Source organism: Paraburkholderia sp. HC6.4b, assembly GCF_014200875.1.
Classification (GTDB): Bacteria; Pseudomonadota; Gammaproteobacteria; order Burkholderiales; family Burkholderiaceae; genus Paraburkholderia; species Paraburkholderia tuberum.
In genome coordinates this window covers 227,306-247,984 of record NZ_JACHDC010000007.1, presented here as the reverse complement: position 1 = coordinate 247,984, position 20,679 = coordinate 227,306, and the positions used below count along the sequence as shown (strand labels likewise).

Genomic DNA, 20,679 nt, shown 5'->3' with positions numbered 1-20,679 from the left:
CGCTCACTGCGCGAGATAGCGCTCCACCAACCGTGCCCAGAACGCCGCGCCGATCGGCAGACTGCGGTCGTTGAAGTCGTAGTGCGGGTTGTGCACCATGCAGCCGTCCTCGCCGACGCCATTGCCGATGCGCAGGAACGTGCCCGGCCGCTTCTGCAGCATGAATGCGAAGTCCTCGCTACCCATCAGGATGTCGGTCTGCTCGACCACCTTGTCGTCGCCCACCAGTTCGCGCGCGACCTGCACCGCGAAATCCGTTTCGGCATCCGTATTGATGACGACCGGATAGCCTTCGATGTACTCGACGTGCGCTTTGCCGCCATAGCTCGCGGCCTGCGACTCGGCCAACTCAGTGATGCGCTTCTTCAGCAACGCGCGCACCTCGGGGCTGAACGAGCGCACGCTGAGTTCGAGCCGCGCGCTGCCGGAAATCACGTTGTTCGCGGTGCCCGCGTGCATCGAGCCGACCGTCACCACGGCGGGCTGCGACGGATCGACGTTGCGCGCGACGATCGTTTGTAGCGCCATCACGATGCTCGCGGCGACCACGACCGGATCGACGGTCAGATGCGGACGCGCCGCATGGCCGCCGACGCCTTCGATCGTGATGATCGCCTTGTCGCCCGCCGACATGAACGGTCCCTTGCGGAACAGCAACACGCCCGGCTCGGCTCCCGGATGGTTGTGCAGGCCGAACACGGCGTCGCACGGGAAGCGCTCGAACAGGCCGTCGTCGATCATCTTCAGCGCACCGCTGTCGATGCCGCTTTCCTCGGCCGGCTGGAAATACAAATGCACGGTGCCCGAGAAATTGCGCGTCGCCGCGAGACGTTGCGCGGCGCCGAGCAGGATCGTGGTGTGACCGTCGTGGCCGCACGCGTGCATCTTGCCGTGGGTGCCGCTCGCGTACGGCAGGCCGGTCTGTTCGATGATCGGCAACGCGTCCATGTCCGCGCGAATGCCGATGCTGCGCTTGCCGTCACGCTCTTTCAGCGTGCCGACCACGCCGGTCTTGCCGACCCCGCGCGTGACCTGCCAGCCCCACTGTTCGAGTTTTTCCGCGACGAGCGCCGCGGTCTGCACTTCCTCGTACGCGAGTTCCGGATGGTGGTGAATCTGATGGCGAATCTCGCGCAGGCTCGCGGCGGCGGGTTCCAGATCGGACACTTCGGTCAAACGCGGGGTCTCGTTCATAGTTTGTATCGCTCCAGTGAGTAGCCTCGCACTATAGCCACGCTGTTTTGTTCGAATAAGATGCTATTTTTTTCACCCTGATTAACAGCCCTTATATACGGGGTTACCCTTATGAAGCTGCAGCAGTTGCAGGCCTTCGTCGCCGCCGCGCATCACCGCAGTCTGCGCGCCGCCGCGCGTGAGCTTGGCGTCACGCAGCCGGCCGTCACGCATACGATTCGCGAGCTGGAAAGCGCGCTCAACGCCGAGCTGATGGTGCGCAGCGTGCGCGGCATCGAGCTGACCGCGTGCGGGCTCGCGCTGTTGCCGCGCGCCGAGCAGTTGCTCGGCGACATGCGCCGCACGGTCGAGGCCGTCGAGCAGGTCAAGGGCGAACTGGCCGGCAAGGTCAGCGTCGGCACGATGCCATCGCTCGCGCTGACGGTACTGCCGCATGCGGTGTCGAGCTTTCGCGAGCGGATGCCGCTCGTGAGTCTGCATCTGGAGGAAGTGACGGTGCCCGACGCGCTCGCGCGTCTGCGCAACGGCGCGCTCGATCTCGCGGCGATCCATCACGTTCTGGCATTGGATAACGATCTGGTGCAGGTGCCGCTGTACTCGACGCAGTTCGTCGTCACGATGCGCGCCGGCCATCCGCTCGCGAACGTCACGCGTCTGTCCGAGCTGCTCGACGCCGAGTGGATCGTCACGGTCGGTGCCGACCACTTCCCGCACAGCGTGATGATGGCGATGTTCAGCGCGCACGGCTTGCCGGTACCGAAGCGCTTGCTGCGCGCGCCGTCGTCGTTTGCAGTCACGCTCGGGCTCGTGTCGCAAACCGACGTGATCAGTTGCTTCACGCGGCCGCTTGCGCAGAGGGTCGCGCCGCTCGGCATTCGCGTCGCACAGATCGAAGACGCGCTGCCGAACTACGATCTGAGCATCATCTCGCGACGCGATCTGCTGCCGACGCCGGCCGTGCAGCAGTTCGTCGCATGTTTGCGGCAGGTGACGCGGGAGCGGATAGGAGCCGTGCAGTAAGGCCGCGTGCTTGCGCTACGCGCTCACCTGCTCCTTGAGCACCGTGATCAATGCGTGCCCCGCTTCTTCGAGCGCGCCGGAGTTGTCGATCGTCGTGCAGCGCACGCCGGCCGGCAACGCAAACGGCGCGCGCCGCGCGAGCCGCGCCGCGACCTGCTCCGACGATTCGCGCGCCCGCGCGCCGAGCCGTGCTTCGAGAATATGCGGCGCGGCGCTCACGTGCACCACTTCCGCGCGTGGGTAGCGCGCGAGCGCATGCTGCAGGTACTGCCGCGAGCCGTTGACGACCACCGTGCAGCCGCGCGCGAGCCACGCATCGAGTTCGATGCCGATGCCATAGCGCAGCGAATGGCTCGACCATTCGAGCGCGAACAGGCCAAGCACCGAGCGCGCGGCGAACTCCTCGACGCTTAGTGCAACATGCACCTCGCCGTTGCCGCTCGGCCGCGTGATGTAACGATGCGCGAATACGAGCGGCTCGCCGGCGAGCCGCATGCGCGCGAACTGCAGCAGCGAATCCTTGCCCGCGCCCGACGGCCCCATCACATAGATCAAACGCCCAGTCATTGGCTGCTCACCTCGTCTTGCTGCTTGTTCGTGCGATCGCCAGGTTGCGCGCCGTGGCGGAACGGCAGCGGCTGCCAGAGCACGAACGGCTCGCCCGGCGCCGGCTCGACGAACAGCGCGGCCTGATCCACAGCGAGCGGCCCGAGCGCGGGCGTGCGCTCCCGCCACCATGCGATCAGCGTCGCGCGCTCGTCGGCATCGGCGAGCGAACTGGACAACGTCATATGAAAACGGAACTCGTCGAACACGTACGGATAGCCCCATTGCAACAGCAACGCACGTTGGCGTTCACTGAGCGGCGCGGCGAGCCGTCGCTCGAGATCGGCCGCCGACGGCCGCGCGCACAGCCTGTCGAGCGACTGCAGCGCGTTCGACGCGAGTTCGCGAATGCGCGTCTCGCCATCTGCATCGGCCGGTCGCAACGCGACGAAGTCGCCCAGCGTGGCCGCTTCTACCGGCAACGTGAACGGCCGCTGCGCGAGCGCCCAGGCTCGCGCGGCCGCGAGCACGTCGGGCTGCGTGACGCCGGCGCCGAGCCGGAACGGAGCGACCAGCGTGCCATGCCAGCCATAGCGGCGCGGCGCGTCGGTCAATGCGGCGAGCGGGCGCGTCAGGCCTGGCGGCTGCGGCTGCGCGCGGCGCTCGCCGTTTTGCGCATCGCGGCCGAGCCATGTCGAGCCGGCCTGCCACCACGCCGATTCAACCGACGGCGCGTAGTACAGCGCAAAGCGCGCTCCGGCACTCCATGCGGGGCCGCTCACAGGTCATGCTCCACGAGCAGTTGCACGCGATCGGCCGCGAAATGCGTGAAGCCGTATTTGACCGGCGTGCCCTGCAGATCGACGTCGACGTTCTCGACCCACAGCACCGGCTGCTGACGATTGATGTTGAGCCGCCGCGCGACTTCCGGCTCGGGCAGCACGCTGCCGATGCGGCTCCACTTGCGCAGATAATCGTCCACGCCGAATTCGGCCAGCGCTTTCGTCGTGCCGCCGAGGCGTTGCACGACCTCCGGCAAATCCGGAAAACGCGCGGCCGGATACCAGCTGCGCGCGTATGTGAGCGGTACGCCGTCCGACTCGTTCAGCGATTCGATGCGATAGACCGCCGCGCCCGCGCGCAGACCCAACGCCTTCGCGACACTGGGCTCGGCCTTCACGCGCGCGGCCGACAGCATCGTGCCCGCGGGCGAGTGGTGTTGTTGACGCAGGTTTTCGGTGAAACGCGTACGGCGGCCGATCGAATAGTCGATCGCACCGGGCTGCACGAACGTGCCACGCCCCTGCTCGACGCTGACGAGGCCGAGCGCGGCGAGGCCGAGCATCGCGCGGCGCACCGTGTGACGGTTGACGTCGAAGCGCTTCGCCAACTCACCCTCGCTCGGCAGCCGCCCTTCTTCGCCGAACCCGCTTGCCGTGATCTCTGCGGCGAGAATCTGTTCGATCTGTCTCCAGACGGCCACGCCCGCGCCGCGTTCGAGCGTCGTGGCCGGCGCCGCGCTGTCGTTCGATGTCATGGTGCTGTCATTCCCTTCGGTTCAAATGATCGCCATGACGTGCATTGTAGTGCGCGGGCCGTGATGAAAATATGAACGTCCGCCGCGCACAACAGTCCAGACAAGTATGCTTATAAACGTCTAGACGTTTAGATGAATAGATGCTTCAATGCCCACTCGCTGGATCGACAGGAAATCCGATGAGCCCGAGTTCCGTTCCGCCCCGTCCATCTTCTTCGCCGTTGCCGGCCGTGTCTTCGGCGGCGCGGCGCGCCTGGATGGCCGTGCTGGCGCGCACGCCGCGCGCCGACCTCGAAGCCGCGCTGCAGCGCGCGCTGCAAGGCCGCCCCACCCCCGCCTACGACTGGCTGCGCCCCCCTGAAATCGGCCTCGCGATGGTGCGCGGGCGCATCGGCGGCAGCGGCGATCCGTTCAATCTCGGCGAAGCCACGGTTACGCGCGCCACGCTGCGTCTGCATGCCAGCGGCGACGCCGAAGCCACCGTCGGCGTCGCCTGTCATCTGGGACGCGACCGCCGTCGCGCCGAACTTGCCGCGCTCGCCGATGCCTTGCTGCAGATGCCCGAGCATCACGACAGCCTGCATCGTCGATTGATCGAGCCATTCGCCGCGCAACAGCAGGCCCGGGGCGCGCAACAGCAACAGGACGTCGCGGCGACGCGCGTCGAATTCTTCACGATGGTGCGAGGCGACTGATGGAACGTTCACCGATTGCGTTGTCCACGCTGACGCCGGGTTTCGCGGACCCGGTCCACGATACCCAGGCCGTGTTTCGCACGCTGCTCGACGCGTTGTCGCGGCCCGGCACGATCGGCGTGATCCGCGACGTGCTGCCCGAGTTGCGCAACACGCCGGTCGAACCCGCCGCGTTTGCCGCACTGCTGACGCTCTGCGACTACGCGACGCCGGTGTGGCTCGCGCAGCCTGATCCCGCGCTCGCGTCGGCGTTGCGTTTTCATACCGGCGCGCCGCTCGTCGATGCGCCCGGCAATGCCGCATTCGTGTATGTGCACGATGCCGACGCGTTGCCATCGCTCGAAAGCTTCGCGCCCGGCAGCGCCGAGTCACCGGAACAATCGGCCACGTTGCTGATCCGCGTCGACGCGCTGACGGGCGGCGCAGCGGTCACGCTGAGCGGCCCCGGCATTCTGGATGCCGAAACGATTTCGCCGGTCGGTCTTCCCGCGCGGTTCTGGCAAGAACGCGCAATGCTCGCGCCGCTGTTTCCGTGCGGCATCGACTGTTATCTGGTTTGCGGCCCGCGCGTGATCGGCCTGCCGCGCACAACCGAAGCGAAGGTGAACTGATGTACGTTGCCGTCAAAGGTGGAGAACGCGCGATCGAAGCGTCGTGGCGCCTGCTCGACAAAGCGCGCCGCGGCGATACGCGGATCGCCGAGCTGAGCGTCGCGCAGATTCGCGAGCAGTTGCGGCTCGCGGTCGCACGCGTGATGACCGAAGGCTCGGTCTACGACGAGGAGCTTGCGGCGCTCGCCATCAAGCAGGCGGCCGGCGATCTGGTCGAGGCGATTTTCCTGCTGCGCGCGTATCGCACCACGTTGCCGCGCTTCGGCTATACGCGCGCCATCGATACCGAAACGATGCAGGTCGAGCGGCGCATCTCGGCGACGTTCAAGGACCTGCCCGGCGGCCAGTTGCTCGGCGCGACCTATGACTACACGCAGCGTCTGCTCGATTTCGCGTTGCTCGCCGATGGTGATGACGCGCGGCAGGACGTGACGCGCTGCAACGCGCCCGTTCCGCAAGAACCGCCAGCGCCAGAATCGATGCCGCGAGTCGTGTCGCTGCTCGACAAGGAAGGCCTGATCGAACAGGAGCGCCCGACACCCGACGGCGCGGAACCCGGCGACCTGTCGCGTGAACCGCTCGCGTTTCCGGCGAGCCGCGCGACGCGTCTGCAAAATCTCGCGCGTGGCGACGAAGGCTTTCTGCTCGCGATGGGCTATGCGACGCAACGCGGCTACGCGCACTCGCATCCGTTCGCGGGCGAGATCCGCTTCGGCACGATCGCGGTCGAGATGGACCTCGACGAACTCGGCGAAGCGGTCGACATCGGCGATATCGACATCACCGAATGCCAGATGATCAACCAGTTCGCGGGCAGCGGCACGGTGCCGCCGACCTTCACGCAGGGCTACGGCCTCGCGTTCGGCCACTCGGAGCGCAAGGCGATGGCGATGGCGCTCGTCGATCGCGCGTTGCGTGCCGAAGAACTCGGCGAGACGCTCGCGTCACCGACGCAGGACATCGAATTCATGCTGTCGCATAGCGACAACGTCGAGGCGTCGGGCTTCGTGCAGCACCTGAAGCTGCCGCATTACGTCGACTTCCAGGCGGAGCTGGAACTGGTGCGGCGTTTGCGCGCGCAGCATCACAGCAACGATGAAACAAGCCGCGCCACCGACAAGGAGCAGGCAGCATGAACGCGCCCGACACCGCTGTTGCCAATACCTCATACGACACCGCCGCGCACGGCTACAACTTTGCGTATCTCGACGAGCAGACCAAGCGCATGCTGCGCCGCGCGCTGCTGAAGGCAGTCGCCGTGCCGGGCTACCAGGTGCCGTTCGCGTCGCGCGAAATGCCGCTGCCGTACGGCTGGGGCACCGGCGGCATCCAGGTGACGGCCGCGATCATCGGCAGGACGGACACGCTGAAGGTCATCGATCAGGGCTCCGACGAAACCACCAACGCCGTCAACATCCGCCGCTTCTTCGCGCGCACCACGGGGGTGGCGACCACGCGGCACACGAGCGAAGCGACGATCATCCAGACGCGGCACCGGATTCCCGAAACGCCGCTGACCGAGCGGCAGATCCTCGTCTATCAGGTGCCGATGCCCGAGCCGCTGTACCGGCTCGAGCCGCGCGTCGCCGAATGCAAGAAGCTGCATGCGCTCGCCGATTACGGGCTGATCAGCGTGAAACTGTACGAGGACATCGTGCATCACGGCAGCATCGCGACCACGTACGACTACCCGGTGGTCGTCAATCATCGCTATCTGAGCTCGCCGTCGCCGATCCCGAAGTTCGACAATCCGAAGATGCATATGAACGCCGCGCTGCAACTGTTCGGCGCGGGCCGCGAGCGCCGCATTCACGCGATTCCGCCTTATACGCCGGTGCGCAGCCTCGACTTCGACGATCATCCGTTCGAAGTGCAGAAGTGGCAGCACGCGTGTGCGCTGTGCGGATCGAAGGAAAGCTTTCTCGACGAGATGATCGTCGACGATGCGGGCACGCGCATGTTCGTGTGCTCGGACAGCGACTACTGTCACGGGCGGCGCGGCGATGGCGATAGCGACGGCGACGGCGCTATCGAAGCGCAAGCGCCGCTGCCCCACGCCACGCGCGAAGGAGAATCCGCATGACGCCGCTTCTGAGCGCACGCGCGCTCACCAAACAATATGGCGGCCGCAACGGTTGCCGCAACGTGAGTTTCGATCTGTATCCGGGCGAAGTGCTGTGCATCGTCGGTGAATCGGGTTCGGGCAAGACCACGCTGCTCAACACGCTGGCGCTGAAGACCGAGGCCGATAGCGGCTCGCTGCACTACACCGCGTCGCATGGCGACTCGCTCGATCTGCGCGCGCTGTCCGAGCCGCGCCGCCGTCTGCTGACGCGCACCGAGTGGGGCTTCGTGCAGCAGAATCCGCGCGATGGCCTGCGCAGCGGCGTATCGGCCGGCGCCAACATCGGCGAGCCGTTGATGGCGGTCGGCGCGCGCCACTACGGCGAGATTCGCCGCACAGCCACGCAATGGATGGAGCACGTCGAGCTCGACCCCACTCGCATCGACGAATTTCCCGCCGCGTTTTCGGGCGGTATGCAGCAACGTCTGCAGATCGCGCGCAATCTCGTCACCGGTCCGCGTCTGGTGTTCATGGACGAACCGACCGCCGGTCTCGACGTGTCCGTGCAGGCGCGTCTGCTCGATTTGCTGCGCACGCTGAGCTCGACGCTGCATCTGTCGGTGCTGATCGTCACGCACGATATCGGCGTCGCGCGTCTGCTCGCGCATCGGCTGATGGTGATGCAGGCGGGCGAAGTCGTCGAGGCGGGTCTGACCGATCAGGTGCTCGACGATCCGCAGCACCCGTATACGCAAACGCTGGTTTCCTCGGTTCTGCCGGTTTGAGGCTCACGATGCAATCCACTGAGGTAGTCACTGAGGTAGTCAATGAAGCAGGCAGCGATGCACGCCACGGCGAGCGCGCTTTCGCCGACAACGCGGCGCTGATGCTGCGCGCCATCGGCATCGGCAAGACTTTCACGCTGCACGGCCAGGGCGGTGTGCGGATCGACGCGCTCGCGAACGTGTCGCTCGAGGTCGAGCGCGGTGAATGTGTGGTGCTGGTCGGGCCGTCGGGTGCGGGCAAGAGCACGCTGCTGCGCTGTCTGTACGGCAACTATCTGGCGAGCAGCGGCTCGATTGCGATTCGCGACACCAGCGATCACGGCCGGCCCATTGCAATCACCCGTGCCGAACCGCGTGACGTGCTGCGGCTGCGCCGTCGCGTGGTCGGCTATGTGAGCCAGTTTTTGCGCGTGATCCCGCGCGTGCCGACGCTCGCGCTGGTCGCCGAGCCGCTGGTCTTGCACGGCGTCGCCGAACCCGAAGCCAGCGCGCGCGCCGCTGAATTGCTCGCGCGGCTGAACGTGCCCGAGCGTTTGTGGTCCCTCGCGCCCGCGACGTTTTCGGGCGGCGAGCAGCAACGCGTGAACATCGCGCGAGGTTTGATCGCCGAACATCCGCTGTTGCTGCTCGACGAACCGACCGCTTCGCTCGATGCGGAAAACCGCGACGTTGTGGCCGATCTGATCGTCGAGGCGCGCGAGCGCGGCGCGGCGATCGTTGGTATCTTTCACGACGAAGAGACCCGCAACAAGGTCGCGACGCGCCGCCTGGAACTGCGGCCGCCGCTGCGGCACTAAATTGACACCAGTCCCGACTGACTACGGAGCAAGTCGATGTTGATCAGCAACGCTCGCATCGTGACGCGAGACGAAGAATTCATTGGCACCGTGCGCGTGGAAGACGGCGTGATTCGCGACGTCGAACGCGGCGCAGGTTTGGCGCGCGACGCCGAAGACTGGGACGGCGATTATCTGCTGCCCGGTCTGATCGAACTGCATACGGACAACCTCGAGAAGCACCTCGTGCCGCGTCCCGGCGTCGAATGGAATACCGACGCGGCCTTCGTGATTCACGACGCGCAGGTCGCCGCAGCCGGCATCACGACGGTATTCGACGCGCTCGCCATCGGCTCGCGCTCGAGCGTGGGGCTGCGTAACCGCGATGTGCAAACGCAATGCGCCGATTCGCTGCTGCGGCTGTCCACGCGTCGACTACTGCGCGCCGAGCACTTTCTGCATCTGCGCTGCGAGATCGCGACCGCCGACGTGCTCGAGGTATTCGATTCGCTGTGCGCGCATCCGCTGCTGCGGCTCGCGTCGGTGATGGACCATACGCCGGGCCAGCGCCAATGGCACGACCGCGAGCAATGGCGCCGCTTCCAGGAGCGCAACGGCAAGATGAGCGACGAGCGTGTCGCGAGCACGCTCGCCGAACTCGCGGTCGAACAGGAGCGTTACGCGGACGAGCACCGCCGCGAGATCGTCGCGCGTTGCCGGCGGCTCGGCATTCCGGTTGCGAGCCACGACGACACGCTGATCGAGCACGTCGAACAGGCGAAGGCCGAGGGCATCGTGCTCGCCGAATTCCCGACCACGCGCATCGCCGCGCAAGCCGCGCGCGAGCATGGCATCGCGACGATCATGGGCGCGCCGAACATCGTGCGCGGTGGCTCGCATTCGGGCAACGTGTCGGCGCTGGAACTCGCGCGCGCGGACCTGCTCGACATTCTGTCGTCGGATTACGTGCCGTCGAGCTTGCTGACCGCGGTGTTCGATCTCGTCGAAAAAGCGGGCTGGTCGCTGCCGCGCGCGATGGCAACGGTCTCGGCCGAGCCGGCGCGCACCGCCGGTCTCACGGACCGCGGCGCGATCGAGCCGGGCCTGCTCGCGGACTTCGTGCGCGTGACGATGCTCGACAAGCTGCCGGTGCCGCGCGCGACTTATCGCGCAGGGGTGCGGATCGTTTGAGTGGGCTGGTTGAGCGCGCCTGCGTCTCAGGTCGACAACGGCACACGCTCCGGCTCATTCGCGGCGCGATCGCGGCGTGGCAATAGAAAACCCTCAGCGGCGCGGGTAAAACCGCGTCACGCGGTGGGCTCCGCCTCGCGCCCCTCGGTCGCATCGCGCGCGGCGTGCGCCTGGGCGAGCTGGGCCTGGGCAGCCCTCGCCTGCCCAGCCTGTTCGTCGAGCCGCATGGCGAGCAGATCCTGATAGCGCAGATACGCGCAACGGCCACCCGATTTCGCCGCATACATCGCGGCATCGGCGTTCAGCAGCAGTTCCTCGGCATTGCCGCTGTCGTGCGGGAACTCGCTGATGCCGATGCTCGCGCCGACCGTCATGCTATTGCCGTCGACGGTCAGCGTTTCGTTCAGCGCGTCCATGATGCGCTCGGCGATTTCTGGCGTGACCTCGGCCGCGCGCTGCCCTTCGATCAGCACGATGAATTCGTCGCCGCCCAGCCGCGCGACCACGTCCCCGGCATACAGCACGTCCTTCAGACGGCGTGCGACCGCGACCAGCACCTTGTCGCCGACCGAGTGACCGAACTGATCGTTGATCTGCTTGAAGCGGTCGAGGTCGACGAACAGCACGGCGAGGCCTTCGCGGCGGAAGCTTGCCTCCTCGATCGCGTTCTCGAGCTTCTGCATGAACAGCATGCGGTTCGGCAAGCCGGTCAGCACGTCGTGCGAGGCCAGATGCGCGAGCTCGCTCTGCTTGCTGTGCAGCGTATCCATCTGCGCGCGGATTTCGCAACGCAAACGCTCGAAGCAGCGCGCGAGCACGCCGATTTCGTCGGTGCGTTTGAGCGGCAAGGTGTGCATCGCGTGGTCGGCGAACAGGTGCGTCGCCGCATACGCGAGCAGATGCAGCGGCTTGGTCAGCGCTCGCGCGAACAGGATCGCCAGCAGTACCGACAATGCGCTGAACACCAGCACCATGCGAATGATCCGCGTGCCGAGCTGATTGGCGCCGGTCAGCACGTCCTCGAGCGGCTTCGCGAGACCGAGCACGATAAAGCGGTTGCCCTCGGAACCGCCGAACGGCCGCCGCACGAACGCGAGCACACGGCCGGCCGCCTCGCCGGGTCTCGCGAGACCGTTGATGAGCACCTCGCTTTGGCGTTGCTCGAACAGCTGCTTCGTGGCCGGGAAGCTGTCCTGCATCAGCACGCGACGGCCGCGGTCGAAACCGAAGGTTTTCGACGCGTCGGGATGGATCAGGAAGTCGCCCCACTCGTTCGCCAGATAGACCTGATAGTCGCTCGGCAGATCGCTCTGCAAACGCCGCAGCATGCCGGCCAGATCGACATCGATTACGACGACGCCGACCACCGTGCCGCGCGCATCCGCGATCGGCGTGCCGAGACGCAGCGTCGGCTTGCCTTCTGCCGCATGCGTGCCGGATTCGTGATTGACCGAAATCGGCGACGTGTAGATGCGGCCCGGCGAAAACGCGAGCGTTTCGAATACGTAGGGAAACTGAGCTTTTTCCTGCAAATCGTCACCCTCTACGCGCACGAGGCCGTCGCTGTCGCGATCGAAACGGATCAGTTCGAGACCGTGATGCTGCCGCGTGATCAGCCGCACCTGCAGATACTCCGGGTGGTGCAGCATGAAGCTCGAATACACCTGCGCGAGCCGCTCGCGGCCGAGGTTCGGGCCGATACCGTCGTCGGTCTGCGCGACGCTCACCGACGACGGCATCGTCGCGAGCACGAGCGCATCCGCTGCGACGTCGTCGATCGATACCGCGATGCGCTGGCCGAGCAGCTCCGTCGACGTCTGCAGGCTGTGCTCCGCTTCGTTGACCAGCATCGTGCGATTCGCGCGATACGCGTAATAGCCGGTCGCGCCCGACGCCAGCACGCCGATGCACGCGAGCAGCACGGATAGCTTGAAGGTCAGGCCGCGATGCAGCATCAGAAGCGCTCCGAACGGTCGCCCGACACGATGCGCGTCCACAGTTGCTCGCGGCGCTCGATATCTTCCACCGGACTGATCCAGACGATGTGCGCGTTGGCGCTGCCTTCGGCCGGCTCGGTCAGCGTGTTCGCGAGCCCCTGGCGCTGTGTCAGCAACGCGCTCACGCTCGGCTCGAGCATGTAGTTGATCCACTCGAGCGCGAGCGGCTGGTCGCTCGCCGCGCGCGTCATCGACCAGCAATCGAGCCACGCGAGCGCGCCTTCGTCCGGAATCACGTAGCCGACGTCGGCGCCCGCACTCCGCAGCAACTGCACCTGCTGCGTGCCGTAGTTGCCGAACATCAACGCGACCTTGTGCTGGATGAAGAACGCGGTCGCCTCCTCGGGCAGCGTGTAGTAGGTCAGCAGGTTGCGGCGCAGATCGACGAGCTTGTGCGCGATCGTGCGCATCTGCGCGGGGTCGAGTTGAAACGGATGCGGATAGCCGAGCGCAAGCGCGGTGAACGAGAAGTTGTGCTGCGCGCTATTGAAGTCGAGCACCTTGCCACGATAGCGCGGGTTCCACAGTTCGAGCATCGAATGCGGCGCAACCGGAATCTGCTTGCGATCGTAGATGAGTCCCATCGACGAATACGTGAACGGAATCGCGTATACCTTGCCCGCCGAGGTCAGGCCGTCGATCGAGCCGAGCGCCTGGAAACGTGGCAACTGCTTCTTCGTATTCGGCAGACTCGCGAGATCGAGCGGCGCGAGCAGATTCGCCTGCGTATAGCGGCGGATTTCGGCGGTGTTGGCGGCGAGTACGTCGAACGGCGGCGCGCCCTTGCTGTGCATCTGCGCCCACAGCGCCTCATCGGAATCGACGAGCGTGACCTCGACCTTCGCGCCGTAGCGCGCTTCGAACGCCTTCACGACGTCCGGGTCCGCATAGCCGGGCCATGCGAGAACGTGCAGCACTTTCTCTGCGGCCGCTGCGGGCGTCGCCGCGCCGAAACCCGCGCACAGCAATGCGCCTATCAGAACGCGCGACACGCGGGGTAAAACCCCGGAAAAAACGTCGCACGAAAATCCGGATGAGCCAATCGATGAAAATCCCGATGTAACGCTCGACAAAAAACCGTCAAAAAACCGGCGCTGCAATAATGCCGCGCGAGCCCGCACGCCGGCGCTCGCGATTCGTCGCTTGAAAGTCTGTTTACAACAGCCTGTTTGATCCGCCGTGAACAACATCGTGTGCATGCATAACACCGTTGAGCAGAAAGGCCATGTGAGCGAGCGCAAACGCGCGGAATTTGAATCTTGACGGCTGTCCGACGACCTGCGCCCGAGCGATCCCCGCCTCCGCGGGCGGCCGGCGTCCAACGCGGGGAGCATCGATGATAGCGCCAAAGCCTTTGTTTTTGCACCGGTTCGAAATGGCCGGGCAAAAATATCGGTGTTGGTAATAACGTGCAAGGCAATAGCCTCGAGGCCGTTCTTAATTAACGGCAAATTCAGCCGCGAGCTTTAACGATCCGTCCACGTTTCAAACTCGCGTTTCAAACCGGTTTTCGGCGAACTCGCGAGAAAACCGACGTAACTCCCAGTCGATTACGCTCGCCGGCCCCTCTATTACCGCTCGTGCATTGCATCCGCGTTACGCAAACCCTACCAACGGTGTACGATCCGGTCACACCGGCTGGGGCGCAAGCGTTGCTCTAGAGGGCCTCCTCCCGCGCCATCCGGTGTTTTACTAGCTTCCCAATATTTTTGAACTGATAAGCTTGGCGCGCGTTGCAGGCCACCCCGGCTTGCATCCTGACCAGAAGCCCGTTTGCGAGACGCGCCGGGCGTCCCAAGGCGGCACAACCGCCGAGGGCGTAATTGAACTACACCGAGGAGTAAAAACAGTGAAAAAACTGCTAGCGGCTTTGACGGTTGCTCTGCTTGCCACCGTCTCGATTGGCGCACACGCTAAAGATTGGTCGACGATCCGTTTCGGTGTTGATGCCAGCTATCCCCCGTTCGAGTCGAAAGGCGCGGACGGCAAGCTCGTTGGCTTCGATATCGACCTCGGCAACGAAATCTGCAAGCGCGTCGGTGCGAAGTGCGTGTGGGTGGAAAACGACTTCGACGGCATGATCCCGGCACTGAAGGCGAAGAAGTTCGACGGCGTGCTGTCGTCGATGTCGATGACGCCGCAACGCGCCGAACAGATCGCTTTCTCGTCGAAGCTGTTCAACACGCCGACGCGCCTCGTCGCGAAGCAGGGCTCGGGCATCCTGCCGACCGCTGAATCGCTGAAGGGCAAGACGGTGGGCGTCGAACAGGGCACCATCCAGGAAACCTACGCGAAGACCTACTGGGAACCGGCGGGCGCGAAAGTCGTGGCGTATCAGAACCAGGACCAGGTCTACGCCGACCTGATCTCGGGCCGTCTGGACGCAGCGCTGCAAGACGCGGTGCAGGCTGACCAGGGCTTCCTGAAGACGCCGCGCGGCAAGGGCTTCGCGTTCGTCGGCAAGGACCTCGACGATCCGAAGATCCTCGGCAATGGCGCCGGCATCGGCATGCGCAAGGAAGACACCGATCTGAAGGTGAAGGTCGACAAGGCGATCGCCGACATGATCAAGGACGGCACCTACAAGAAGATCGAGAAGAAGTACTTCGACTTCGACGTGTACGGCAGCTAAATCGCCCACGCGCGCCGTACGGCGCGCCGGCAGCTTGTCCGAAACGGGCTCCGCGACGCGGAGCCCGTTTTGTTTTTGCGGCTCCACATCTAGCCGCATCAAGCCACATCGTGTGGCATATCGGCTAAGATCGTGCGAGACGCGGCCCCCCGTGAGACAGGTTGCCGCGGTCCGCGCATGCGGACCACGCGCGCTGCCGGCGCGCATCTTTCCCCTTGCAATCAACCACCTAGCGCGGCTGCTCCGAACGGGCCGCGAAGCCAAAACCATGCAAACCCAGACCCATCCGCTGATTGCCCCGTCGCTTGGCACCGCCCGTGCACTGACGAGTTTCCACTACGGTCCCGGCGGCGGCCAGAAAATCTATATCCAGTCGTCCCTGCATGCGGACGAACTGCCCGGGATGCTGGTGTCGTGGTCGCTGCGCCGCAAGCTGGCCGCGCTCGAAGCCGCGGGCAAGCTGCGTGGCGAAGTCGTGGTCGTGCCGGTGCCGAATCCGATCGGCCTTAATCAGCATCTGCTCGGCCAGATGCTCGGCCGCTTCGAAACCGGCAGCGCGCAGAACTTCAACCGCAACTTCTATGACCTCGCGGAACTCGTGCAGCCGTTCATCGAATCGCGTCTGACCAGCGACATCGACGCGAACCGCGCCGCCATCCGCACGGCGATGCGCGAAGCGCTCGACGCGCAGCAGCCGACCACCGAACTCGGCTCGCAACGCCTCGCGCTGCAAAAGCTCTCGTACGACGCCGACGTCGTGCTCGATCTGCATTGCGACTGGGAAGCCGCGATGCACCTGTACACCAATCCGGACCTGTGGCCCGAAGTCGAGCCGCTCGCGCGCTACCTGGACGCGAAGGCGTCGCTGCTCGCGCTGAACTCGGTCGGCAATCCGTTCGACGAGATCCACAGCTTCTGCTGGTCGGATCTGCGCGGCCGTTTCGGCGAGCGCTTCCCGATCCCGAACGGCGGCATCTCGGTCACGATCGAGCTGCGCGGCCAGCGCGATGTGTCGTACGAACTCGCGGAAAAAGACGCGCAGGCGATCATCGAGTATCTGACCTTGCGCGGCGTGGTCGACGGCGAGCCGGCGCCGATGCCGCCGCTCGAATTCGCCGCGACGCCGCTCGCGGGCGCCGAGCCGCTCGTCGCGCCGATCAGCGGCGTGCTCGTCTATCGCTGCGAGGTCGGCACGTGGGTGGACGTGGGCCAGCAAATCGCGGACATCGTCGATCCGTTGACGGACCGCGTCGTCACGATCAAAAACACCGTGGCCGGCGTGCTGTACGCGCGGCATCTGGCGCGTTTCGCGACGGCCGGCCTCGAATTCGCGCGCATCGCCGGCCAGACGCCGTTCCGCAGCGGCTCGTTGCTGAGCAACTGACGCCAGAGCCGCTGCGACCGTCGCTGCTGTCGCGGCCGGCCATGTAACTGAATTTTCACGCATCAACTGAAATAACCGATCGCCCGCCGCCAGGCGGGCGATTCGCTGCCACGCGTCCAGCCTCACTCTAGGGTCGACCGACCCGCCCCGCCACCGATACACCTGCCTCCGGTGCACACGCAAAGTGTCGCGCCGACACGACACCGTGAAAAGAATTTTTCAGTGTCACATACCTTACTCTGCGTTCCCTTAAATTGCCGGCCATCGCACGACGTTGCCGCAGAGCAGCGCGTCGCGATCGCCAAAATTTGCTAACTCGGAGAAGTATTTTGAACAAGAAAATCCTGACCGCCGCTACGTTTGCCGTCTTCGCCTCCGCCGCTCACGCACAAAGCAGCGTCACGCTGTACGGCCTGATCGATGCCGGTATCAGCTACGTGAACAACTCGAAAACGGCCACCGGCCACAGCAGCCTGACCAAGTACGACGACGGCGTCGCGAACGGCAGCCGCTGGGGCCTGCGTGGCACGGAAGACCTCGGTAACGGCCTGAAGGCGCTGTTCGTGTTGGAAAACGGCTTCAACAGCGGGAACGGCACCGCCGGCCAGGGCGGCGCGATGTTCGGGCGCCAGGCGTACGTCGGCGTGTCGCAGAACAACGTCGGCTCGCTGACGTTCGGTCGCCAGTACTCGTTCTCGACCGACTACCTCGGCTCCAACTACGCGACCGGCGGCCAGACCGTCGCGGGCAACTACGCTTACCACATCAACGACGTCGACCAGCTCACGTCGAGCCGTATCAACAACTCGGTCAAGTTCAGCAGCGCGAACTTCTCCGGCCTGACCTTCGGCGCGATGTACGGCTTCTCGAACACGGCAGGCGGCTTTGCCGGCACGCCGGGTACGGGCACGTCCACTGCCCCGGTGGCAGGTTCGTCGCGCGCTTACAGCTTCGGCGCGAACTACGCGAACGGCCCGTTCGGTATCGGCGCGGCGTACACGGACATCCGTTATCCGGGCCAGGCATCGCCGGCCTTCTCGACTTCGCTGGCTAACGTCAGCTTCCCGACGATCGGCAACGGCCAGATCCAGGATCTGCGCACGGTCGGCGTTGGCGGCCGCTACGCATTCGGCCCGGCGACGCTGTGGGCCCTGTACACGAACACGCGCCTCGCACCGATCTCGGGTGGGTCGACCACGTTCGCCGCCTACGAAGCAGGCGCGAAGTACGCGGTCACGCCGGCTATCACGGCAGGCGCGGGCTACACGTACATGCACCTGAGCGGCACGAACGTCGGTCACTGGAACCAGGTGGACCTGAGCGGCGACTACGCGCTGTCGAAGCGCACGGACGTGTACGTGCTGGGCATCTATCAGATCGCGTCGGGCCGCAACGGCACGCAGGATCTGCAGGCACAGATCGGTTCGAGCACGAGCTACTTCAGCACGTCGGGCGTCGGCGCCGACAACCAGCTGGCGTTCCGTGTCGGTCTGCGTCACAAGTTCTAAGCGGACGGTTCGCGGTAGGGAACATCTGTGTTGATGGAAAGCGCCCTACGGGGCGCTTTTTCTTTTGCGGCGCGAAATCAGTCGAGCAACGCCGGATCGAACGCGAGGCCTTCGAGACTGCATGCGATATCGAATAGCTGGGTCAGCTCAATTCCGCTTTGCCGTTTCGGCAACGATATCTGCCAAATATTGTAATTGTCTATAAATATCGTCCACCCCAACATCGGGTCACACGCTTCGATCTCGCGCCCGCGCCGCTCACGCGACACTGCCGGCGCGCCTCCCAATGCCGCCAGAGGATTTCGTCATGAGCATGGACTCCGTCACCACCGCCGACGCGCTCGCGCGGCACACTTCGCGCTCGAGCGTATCGCGGCTGATTCTCGCGACCTCGATCGGCAACGCACTGGAGTTCTACGATCTGGTCGTGTACGGCTACTTCGCGGCCGTGCTGTCGCGCACGTTTTTTCCGGTGCACGACCGCACCGTATCGCTGCTGCTCACGCTCGGCACCTTCGCGCTGTCGTATCTCGCGCGACCGATCGGCGCGCTCGCGCTCGGCTCGTTCAGCGATCGCAAAGGCCGCAAGGCATCGTTGACGCTATCGATTGCGATGATGACGCTCGGCACCAGCATGATCGCGTTGATGCCGTCGTATGCGGCGATCGGCGTGCTCGCGCCGATCGGCGTATTCGCGTCGCGGCTGTTGCAGGGATTCTCGGCGGGCGGCGAGTTCGGCAGTTCGACCGCGTTTCTGATCGAACATGCGCCGGAGCGCAAAGGCTTCATGGCGAGCTGGCAGTTCTCGAGCCAGGGCGCGAGCACGGTGCTGGCGTCGCTGTTCGGCGCGGTGTTGACGAGCACGCTGACGACCACGCAACTCGAAGGCTGGGGCTGGCGCATTCCGTTCCTGTTCGGCATGCTGATCGGTCCGGTCGGACTCTACATTCGCCGCCGCATCGACGAAACGCCGGAGTTCGAGCGCGCGGAAAAATCCGCCGCGCCGGTGCGAGAACTGCTCGCGACGCAAAAGGAACGGGTGCTCGTGTCGATCGGCGTGCTCGTGCTGACCACCACGGCCAACTACATGCTGCTCTACATGCCGACCTACGCGGCGCGGCAGCTCGGACTCGCACCGTCGTCGGGCTTCATCGCGACGCTCGCGGCCGGTCTGATCATGATGATGCTCACGCCGCTCGTCGGTCATCTGTCCGACAAGGTAGGCCGCGTGCGCATCATGCTCGGCGCCGGCGTGCTGTTCTTCGCGACCGTGTATCCCGCCTTCGTGCTGATGAACGCGCGCCCGTCGCTCGGCTCGTTGCTTGCCGCGGTCACGTGGGTCGCGTTGCTGAAGGCGACCTACTTCGCGCCGATTCCGGCCTTGATGTCCGAGTTGTTCCCGACCCGCACGCGCACGACCGGCATGGCGTTCGGCTACAACATCGGCACCACCGTGTTCGGGGGCTTCACGCCGCTCGCCGTTGCCGCGCTGATCGCGGCGACCGGCAATAATCTCGCGCCCGGACTCTATCTGATGCTCGCGGCCGTGCTCAGCCTTTTCACCGTGATGTGGGCACGCGTGCGACTGCACGCACGCTGAGTCTCTGCCTCGCGGGCTTCGTTGAACCGACAGGAACTTATCCATGCAAGACCGTTTGCAGCAAGCCGTGCAGTTCGCGGTGAATCATGAATCGCTTTGGGACCGCCATGTGGGTGGCGCATGGGGTGTGCACGTCAACGACCCGCCGCCGTGGAACAGGCTGCTCGGTCCCGTGCATGATCGCGGGCCGGTGTCGGGCGCGATCGCCGTCGACGGCCGCGTGCTGACGAGCTGGGGCGAACCGGATCGCGCCGACCTGACCTTCAGTGTCGCGAAGATGTACCTCGCGCTGCTGGCCGGCGTCGCTCACGATCGCGGCCTGTTGCCCGAGCTCGACGAACCGGTGCGCGTGCGCGTACCCGACATCGGCTTCGACGACGAACACAACGCGCCGATCAGCTGGGCGCATCTACTGCAGCAAACGAGCGAATGGCGCGGCACGTACTTCGGTTTGTCGGATCAGGCGGATCACTACCGTGCGGTCAATTTCGCCGCGCCGCCCGATGGCAAAAAAGGCGATCTGCGTCCGCCGCAACGGCCGGGCACGTACTGGGAATACAACGACGTCCGCATCAACCAGTTTTCGCTCGCGCTGCTGCATCTGTTCCGTCAGCCGCTGCCCGAGGTGTTTCGCGAAGCGATCATGCGGCCTTCGGGCGCGAGCGAAAACTGGCAATGGGTCGGCTACGACAATGCGTGGGTCGAAATCGACGGGCGACGCATGCAGTCGGTGCCGGGCGGCACGCACTGGGGCGGCGGCATGTCGGTCAGCGCGAACGATCAGTTGAAGGTCGCACAGATGCTGCTCAACGACGGCGTAGCGAACGGCCAGCGCGTGCTGTCGTCCGAATGGATCGCGCGCATGCGCACGCCGTGCGCGATCGCGCCGTTCTATGGCTACCTCGTGTGGCTCAACACCGGGCGCAAGGTGTTCCCGAACGTGCCGGAGTCGAGCTATTTCGGTGTCGGCGCAGGCAGTTCGTTCACGTGGGTCGAACCGGAGCGGCGCATGACCGTGGTCGTGCGCTGGCTGAATCCGGCCGCGGCGAACGAGTTCTTCGGACTCGTGCTCGACGCGGTCGACAACCTCGGCCAATAGCCATTAGCGGCGCACCTTCCAAGGCAGCTGCGCCGCGAA

19 protein-coding genes are annotated in these 20,679 nt (G+C 65.3%); 13 read left to right on the top strand and 6 right to left on the bottom strand.

The features are described 5' to 3' along the window. Window positions 1-3: 3 nt before the first annotated feature. Complete coding sequence (locus HDG34_RS13325) at window positions 4-1,194, bottom strand: M20 aminoacylase family protein (protein WP_184060660.1); 1,191 nt, start codon at window positions 1,192-1,194, stop codon at window positions 4-6. A 111-nt stretch (window positions 1,195-1,305) separates the two neighbouring features. Here HDG34_RS13325 and HDG34_RS13320 point away from each other — a divergent pair, with 111 nt between their 5' ends. Continuing rightward, complete coding sequence (locus tag HDG34_RS13320; RefSeq protein WP_184060659.1) at window positions 1,306-2,214, top strand: LysR family transcriptional regulator; 909 nt, start codon at window positions 1,306-1,308, stop codon at window positions 2,212-2,214. Between the two features lie 15 nt (window positions 2,215-2,229). Here HDG34_RS13320 and phnN read toward each other — a convergent pair whose 3' ends face one another. From phnN to phnF, 3 genes are read right to left on the bottom strand one after another with little or no spacing between them, the layout of a single operon-like run. After that, on the bottom strand, window positions 2,230-2,781 hold the full coding sequence (gene phnN / locus HDG34_RS13315; protein WP_090809526.1) for a phosphonate metabolism protein/1,5-bisphosphokinase (PRPP-forming) PhnN: 552 nt from the start codon (window positions 2,779-2,781) through the stop codon (window positions 2,230-2,232). Further along, window positions 2,778-3,542, bottom strand: a complete 765-nt coding sequence (locus HDG34_RS13310; RefSeq protein ID WP_184060657.1) for a DUF1045 domain-containing protein — start codon at window positions 3,540-3,542, stop codon at window positions 2,778-2,780. The genes phnN and HDG34_RS13310 overlap by 4 nt, the downstream gene beginning before the upstream one ends. Continuing rightward, a complete protein-coding gene (phnF, locus tag HDG34_RS13305; protein ID WP_090809521.1) occupies window positions 3,539-4,297 on the bottom strand; it encodes a phosphonate metabolism transcriptional regulator PhnF in 759 nt (252 codons plus the stop codon). The genes HDG34_RS13310 and phnF overlap by 4 nt, the downstream gene beginning before the upstream one ends. A 179-nt stretch (window positions 4,298-4,476) precedes the next feature. Here phnF and phnG point away from each other — a divergent pair, with 179 nt between their 5' ends. From phnG to HDG34_RS13270, 7 genes are read left to right on the top strand one after another with little or no spacing between them, the layout of a single operon-like run. Next, complete coding sequence (phnG, locus tag HDG34_RS13300) at window positions 4,477-4,992, top strand: phosphonate C-P lyase system protein PhnG (protein ID WP_090809519.1); 516 nt, start codon at window positions 4,477-4,479, stop codon at window positions 4,990-4,992. Then, on the top strand, window positions 4,992-5,603 hold the full coding sequence (gene phnH, locus HDG34_RS13295; RefSeq protein WP_184060655.1) for a phosphonate C-P lyase system protein PhnH: 612 nt from the start codon (window positions 4,992-4,994) through the stop codon (window positions 5,601-5,603). The genes phnG and phnH overlap by 1 nt, the downstream gene beginning before the upstream one ends. Beyond that, a complete protein-coding gene (locus HDG34_RS13290) occupies window positions 5,603-6,739 on the top strand; it encodes a carbon-phosphorus lyase complex subunit PhnI (protein ID WP_184060653.1) in 1,137 nt (378 codons plus the stop codon). The genes phnH and HDG34_RS13290 overlap by 1 nt, the downstream gene beginning before the upstream one ends. Continuing rightward, entirely contained in the window at window positions 6,736-7,686 is a 951-nt protein-coding gene (locus HDG34_RS13285; protein ID WP_184060651.1) for an alpha-D-ribose 1-methylphosphonate 5-phosphate C-P-lyase PhnJ, read from the top strand. The genes HDG34_RS13290 and HDG34_RS13285 overlap by 4 nt, the downstream gene beginning before the upstream one ends. Next, window positions 7,683-8,453 carry a phosphonate C-P lyase system protein PhnK gene (phnK, locus tag HDG34_RS13280; protein ID WP_090809511.1) on the top strand — a complete coding sequence of 257 codons (771 nt, stop codon included), beginning with the start codon at window positions 7,683-7,685 and terminating at the stop codon, window positions 8,451-8,453. The genes HDG34_RS13285 and phnK overlap by 4 nt, the downstream gene beginning before the upstream one ends. Before the next feature lie 8 nt (window positions 8,454-8,461). Next, window positions 8,462-9,250, top strand: a complete 789-nt coding sequence (phnL, locus tag HDG34_RS13275) for a phosphonate C-P lyase system protein PhnL (RefSeq protein ID WP_184060649.1) — start codon at window positions 8,462-8,464, stop codon at window positions 9,248-9,250. Between the two features lie 36 nt (window positions 9,251-9,286). Continuing rightward, the gene (locus tag HDG34_RS13270) at window positions 9,287-10,420 is read left to right on the top strand and encodes an alpha-D-ribose 1-methylphosphonate 5-triphosphate diphosphatase (RefSeq protein WP_184060646.1); all 1,134 of its coding nucleotides are present in this window, start codon (window positions 9,287-9,289) and stop codon (window positions 10,418-10,420) included. Between the two features lie 116 nt (window positions 10,421-10,536). On the opposite strand, the gene HDG34_RS13265 is transcribed toward HDG34_RS13270, so the two are convergent. Further along, complete coding sequence (locus tag HDG34_RS13265; protein WP_184060644.1) at window positions 10,537-12,375, bottom strand: diguanylate cyclase domain-containing protein; 1,839 nt, start codon at window positions 12,373-12,375, stop codon at window positions 10,537-10,539. Further along, window positions 12,375-13,616 (bottom strand): extracellular solute-binding protein, encoded by a 1,242-nt coding sequence (locus HDG34_RS13260; RefSeq protein WP_260321150.1) that lies wholly within the window; start codon window positions 13,614-13,616, stop codon window positions 12,375-12,377. Before HDG34_RS13260 ends, HDG34_RS13265 begins: the two co-directional genes overlap by 1 nt. A 650-nt stretch (window positions 13,617-14,266) precedes the next feature. On the opposite strand from HDG34_RS13260, the gene HDG34_RS13255 reads away from it, so the two are divergent. From HDG34_RS13255 to HDG34_RS13235, 5 genes are all read left to right on the top strand, one after another. Continuing rightward, window positions 14,267-15,049: an ABC transporter substrate-binding protein gene (locus tag HDG34_RS13255; protein ID WP_184039263.1), complete on the top strand. Its 783-nt coding sequence runs from the start codon at window positions 14,267-14,269 to the stop codon at window positions 15,047-15,049. A 268-nt stretch (window positions 15,050-15,317) separates the two neighbouring features. Next, the gene (locus tag HDG34_RS13250; protein WP_184060642.1) at window positions 15,318-16,433 is read left to right on the top strand and encodes a succinylglutamate desuccinylase/aspartoacylase family protein; all 1,116 of its coding nucleotides are present in this window, start codon (window positions 15,318-15,320) and stop codon (window positions 16,431-16,433) included. A gap of 329 nt (window positions 16,434-16,762) precedes the next feature. After that, window positions 16,763-17,941, top strand: a complete 1,179-nt coding sequence (locus HDG34_RS13245; RefSeq protein ID WP_184060640.1) for a porin — start codon at window positions 16,763-16,765, stop codon at window positions 17,939-17,941. A 307-nt stretch (window positions 17,942-18,248) separates the two neighbouring features. Beyond that, window positions 18,249-19,541 carry an MFS transporter gene (locus HDG34_RS13240; RefSeq protein WP_184060638.1) on the top strand — a complete coding sequence of 431 codons (1,293 nt, stop codon included), beginning with the start codon at window positions 18,249-18,251 and terminating at the stop codon, window positions 19,539-19,541. A gap of 43 nt (window positions 19,542-19,584) precedes the next feature. After that, window positions 19,585-20,640: a serine hydrolase gene (locus tag HDG34_RS13235; RefSeq protein WP_184060636.1), complete on the top strand. Its 1,056-nt coding sequence runs from the start codon at window positions 19,585-19,587 to the stop codon at window positions 20,638-20,640. Window positions 20,641-20,679 lie beyond the last annotated feature (39 nt).

Coding starts and splice junctions, on each gene's coding strand:
- HDG34_RS13325 (WP_184060660.1), bottom strand. CDS start 1,194: ATGAACGAGACCCCGCGTTTGACCGAAGTGTCCGATCTGGAACCCGCC.
- HDG34_RS13320 (WP_184060659.1), top strand. CDS start 1,306: ATGAAGCTGCAGCAGTTGCAGGCCTTCGTCGCCGCCGCGCATCACCGC.
- phnN (WP_090809526.1), bottom strand. CDS start 2,781: ATGACTGGGCGTTTGATCTATGTGATGGGGCCGTCGGGCGCGGGCAAG.
- phnF (WP_090809521.1), bottom strand. CDS start 4,297: ATGACATCGAACGACAGCGCGGCGCCGGCCACGACGCTCGAACGCGGC.
- phnG (WP_090809519.1), top strand. CDS start 4,477: ATGAGCCCGAGTTCCGTTCCGCCCCGTCCATCTTCTTCGCCGTTGCCG.
- phnH (WP_184060655.1), top strand. CDS start 4,992: ATGGAACGTTCACCGATTGCGTTGTCCACGCTGACGCCGGGTTTCGCG.
- HDG34_RS13290 (WP_184060653.1), top strand. CDS start 5,603: ATGTACGTTGCCGTCAAAGGTGGAGAACGCGCGATCGAAGCGTCGTGG.
- HDG34_RS13285 (WP_184060651.1), top strand. CDS start 6,736: ATGAACGCGCCCGACACCGCTGTTGCCAATACCTCATACGACACCGCC.
- phnK (WP_090809511.1), top strand. CDS start 7,683: ATGACGCCGCTTCTGAGCGCACGCGCGCTCACCAAACAATATGGCGGC.
- phnL (WP_184060649.1), top strand. CDS start 8,462: ATGCAATCCACTGAGGTAGTCACTGAGGTAGTCAATGAAGCAGGCAGC.
- HDG34_RS13270 (WP_184060646.1), top strand. CDS start 9,287: ATGTTGATCAGCAACGCTCGCATCGTGACGCGAGACGAAGAATTCATT.
- HDG34_RS13265 (WP_184060644.1), bottom strand. CDS start 12,375: ATGCTGCATCGCGGCCTGACCTTCAAGCTATCCGTGCTGCTCGCGTGC.
- HDG34_RS13260 (WP_260321150.1), bottom strand. CDS start 13,616: ATGCACACGATGTTGTTCACGGCGGATCAAACAGGCTGTTGTAAACAG.
- HDG34_RS13250 (WP_184060642.1), top strand. CDS start 15,318: ATGCAAACCCAGACCCATCCGCTGATTGCCCCGTCGCTTGGCACCGCC.
- HDG34_RS13240 (WP_184060638.1), top strand. CDS start 18,249: ATGAGCATGGACTCCGTCACCACCGCCGACGCGCTCGCGCGGCACACT.
- HDG34_RS13235 (WP_184060636.1), top strand. CDS start 19,585: ATGCAAGACCGTTTGCAGCAAGCCGTGCAGTTCGCGGTGAATCATGAA.